Raw genomic sequence first — 3,770 nt, forward strand, 5'->3', positions numbered from 1 at the left:
CAATTTCTTTGCGTCCTCGGGCAACTTCTTTTGTAAGCCATTCTTCACTTAACACATTCGTTTCATGCAAATTTAAAAAGGGTTCAGCATTTTCGGCGATCGCTCCAATCGCATATTCTGGGTTATCAGGTGCTCCAATTTTCCAAGTAATGACCATATCTAACGGAACGTGCAAAGCTTTGACAATTTCAGCTCCTACAGGCACCCCTCCTCTTGGTAAAGCAATGACAACAACATCTTCATTGGGTTCAAAGGTCAATTCTTTAGCTAATAACATCCCTGCTTCTGTCCGATCATAAAACTTCATTTCCGACATCCCTTCTTTCCTAAACGCATTTGTGAAACCGCATTCGCCTTCATTACCTTAAGTATACCGTTTTTCTTCAAATGAGCAAAAAATTACAACTTTCTTTCATTATTGTCTTCATTTTATTGAACAGTTTCTCAATGAAACACATACTAGCACCCATTACAATGTACTCGTTCATGTTAAGCAAAAAAGAACCCTATTTGCATAGGATTCACGACATATGATTCTATCTAATTTCATGTATACTTTATCAAATAGATAGTTTGACATTGTTCTACTTCTTTTTATTGTTTTCATAGAAGTGAATATAATAAAAAGCAACACCCATAAATAAAGAAATAAGAAAAAAAACAAGATATATCCATTTATTTGGTTATAATATAGATTAGTTAATACAATAATAAAGATAAAAAACGAAGCTATAAAAAATAAAGTTCCTGAAATTAGATACATAATCAGTCTCCTTTTAACATTATTATAGTTTTTTAACCGTCTATTGCATAGCGTTTAAACGATAATTAAAATAATGATAAAAGAATCTTAAGCTAATAAATTTTCAACATACACGAGTCTAATCTATTTCATATACTACAAGCAATAAAAACTTAATTAAAATATATTTTTTGTACTGTTATTCAGATATCTAAGTATAGCCACAATAGGAGGATGAAAGTTATAAAAATATTCGGGAAAAAATACCAGAAAAATACTGTGCTCTATTTTATTTCTTTTTTATGTAGTATCATCATTATTTTTTTGAATATTTTATATGCTATTTTATATAAAGCCAGCATTTTTAATTTAAATATGCTTACAGGTGTTCTATTATTTATCTCTTCATGGTGCTATTTATTCCTGAAGAAGTGACGACAAAAAAACTATAAGAATAATATAGAGGAGACTTAGATTTTTAAAAATATGACTATGAATTATTTCAAAACTAGCAAAAAAATCAACCCCCTGATTTCCTGTTCTAATTGGATATTAAGAAATATGACCAATAACTAATTTATTCCCTCAGCATGAACGAAGTGAACTCTTAATTTTCGCTAAAAAATTTTACATCAACAGCAAAATAAATAATAGACTAAGTGACATTTAAATTTGAAAAGGGGTTTTATTTTGATAGTCTACATAGCTTACATTCTTATTGCGATAATGATTTTTATGGATTTTTTTAGTATTGTCAGTGTTTTGTTAGGGAAGTATACTTCTGTTTTTGTACGCTATTTCACTGTAGCTTCTGTTGTCCCAAATCAACTCGAAAATTTATCTGAAAATAAAAAGAAAGAAAAAAAGTTCAAATCTTTAGTAATTTTAAGCGAAATTGCACACATATTAATTACTTTATTGTTGCTTGTCGGCTCTTTATCAAATGATATTCCCGGAATATTATGGATTTGTCTTTTTTCTTATTACGCTAGCTCCCTGTTTTTTCGTTACCGTACACGTAAATTATTGGAAAGTAACTCTTAATAAAGAGCGATGGATAAACCAAGCTTTAAGGCAGCTTATATGTATTTTTACATGTCATCAAAAGGACTACACACGCTAATGTTATTCTTTTAAGGTTTATTCCAGATATAGCTTTACTGCTGATGATTTTGACTTTGAACTACCAACAAGTGAATAATGAAGCGGAATTTGATGTGAGAGTAAATTACTCTCACTCCTTTTTTGTCTTATTTTTAAAAATATTTTTTGAGCTTGCGGAGCAAGGTTTCATTACTAGTACTTTAGGTTTTGAATTTATGAAATACCTTTTAAGTACCATATCGTGATTAAATTTTTATCGATACGGTAGGTAAACCTCTTTTAAGTACTATATCGAGGTTAAAGTTTTATCGATACGTTAGGTAAACCTCTTTTAAATACTGTATCGTGGTTAAATTTTTATTGATACGGTACATAAACCCAAATAAGGCTACCTATTAAATCACTTTAAGTGACTTAACTTGTAGAAATTCCTATCGTTAAGTCACGCAAATTCATTTTACGTGCCTTAACTAGTTAAAACCTAGGTAGTTAAGTCAGGCAAACTCTCAAATAGCCAAACTCTCAAATGTTTTTAACTTCGGCTTGATTAGACGGGTTTCACTTTGACATAATAATCGTTTTATTTGCTTATCTTTTTTATTTTCCTTATGATAATAGCAGTACAAACGCAATTAGAGTGACTAAAACCAGATATTTTTTTACTATCTGGTTACTTAAAAAGGAGAGCGAAAAGCATGTTTGAATCATCAGAAATTACCATTGTGTCTGCTGCAAATGAAGACTTTGTTCCTCATTTAGCCACTTTATTTTTATCTTTATTACAAACAAAAAAAGAAGAAACGATTATTAGTTTTTATGTTATTGATGATCATATTTCTTTACCTACTAAAGAAAAGTTGAACCGGATGGTAAATGAATACAACGCCTCCATCAGTTATTTACAAATTGATACAGTAGAATTTGAAGATATGGTCGAAAGCGATCGAATTCCGACAACTGCTTACTTCCGGATCGCCATTCCCAATTTTTTGAAAAGTACAGATGTGAAACGGGCGATTTATTTAGATTGTGATATGTTGGCATTAGAAGATATCGAAGACATTTGGACAATCGATTTAGGCGATAAACTGTTAGCGGCAGTAGAAGACGCTGGTTTCCATCAACGACTAGATGCGATGGAAATTGATGCAGAATCCAATACGTATTTCAACTCCGGTATGATGGTGATCGATGTAGAAAAATGGCGGGCAGAAAAAATCTCTGAGCAAGTCTTTAAATTCGCTTTAAATAACCAAGATGAATTGAGATTCCATGACCAAGATGCTTTAAACGCTATTTTACATGATCGTTGGCTAGTGTTGCATCCGAAATGGAATGCACAAGCGTATATTTTATTAAATGAAAAAGAACACCCAACCAAAATTGGAGAAATTGAATACGCTGAAGCTCGTAAAGAACCTGCTTTGGTACATTTCAGTGGCCATATTAAACCGTGGCATAAAGAATCTGACCACCCTTACCGTGATGCTTACTTGGCTATCCGTGAACAAACTCCTTTCCCAATCGAAGGAGAACTCGAATCAGGTGAAAAATAAGTTGAACGAAAAACAGTTTAGAAAGCAGCAATGTGCTGTTCTCTAAACTGTTTTTTTTACTCAGATTCTTTGAATGTCGTGTATTTCTATTTCATAGTTTTCTTCAATGTCGTTTAAGACTTGATCAAACACCTTTTGACAAAAAACGCGGTCATTGCCTACGATACCAATACCGATCATTCCTTGGTTCAACGTATCTTGTTCACCTACTTCAGCAATGCTGATATTGTATTTGTTGTGCATCCGTTTAAGAATGCTTTTCACTACACTTCGCTTATCCTTTAAAGAATAAGAATCAAAGATAATAAAGGTCAGTTGATAACCTGCTATTACCATTTTTTCCGCCTCGCTTTCTATGAAAGTTAAAC

The 3,770-nt window shown here is 31.9% G+C and carries 3 protein-coding genes; 1 reads left to right on the top strand and 2 read right to left on the bottom strand.

What is annotated here, in order from left to right; all coding sequences use genetic code 11:
- A partial coding sequence (locus RT405_RS03420; RefSeq protein ID WP_313467572.1) for a phosphoribosyltransferase family protein occupies positions 1-316 on the bottom strand: 316 nt, incomplete at its 3' end.
- A gap of 2,225 nt (positions 317-2,541) precedes the next feature.
- On the opposite strand from RT405_RS03420, the gene RT405_RS03425 reads away from it, so the two are divergent.
- The gene (locus RT405_RS03425) at positions 2,542-3,402 is read left to right on the top strand and encodes a glycosyltransferase family 8 protein (protein ID WP_313467574.1); all 861 of its coding nucleotides are present in this window, start codon (positions 2,542-2,544) and stop codon (positions 3,400-3,402) included.
- 60 nt (positions 3,403-3,462) lie between these two features.
- Here RT405_RS03425 and RT405_RS03430 read toward each other — a convergent pair.
- A partial coding sequence (locus RT405_RS03430) for a DUF503 domain-containing protein (protein WP_313467576.1) occupies positions 3,463-3,770 on the bottom strand: 308 nt, incomplete at its 5' end.

This window comes from Carnobacterium sp. (assembly GCF_032094055.1).
Lineage (GTDB): Bacteria > Bacillota > Bacilli > Lactobacillales > Carnobacteriaceae > Carnobacterium_A.

Excerpts from the sequence above, each read along its gene's own strand:
- RT405_RS03425 (WP_313467574.1), top strand. The coding sequence starts at position 2,542 with ATGTTTGAATCATCAGAAATTACCATTGTGTCTGCTGCAAATGAAGAC.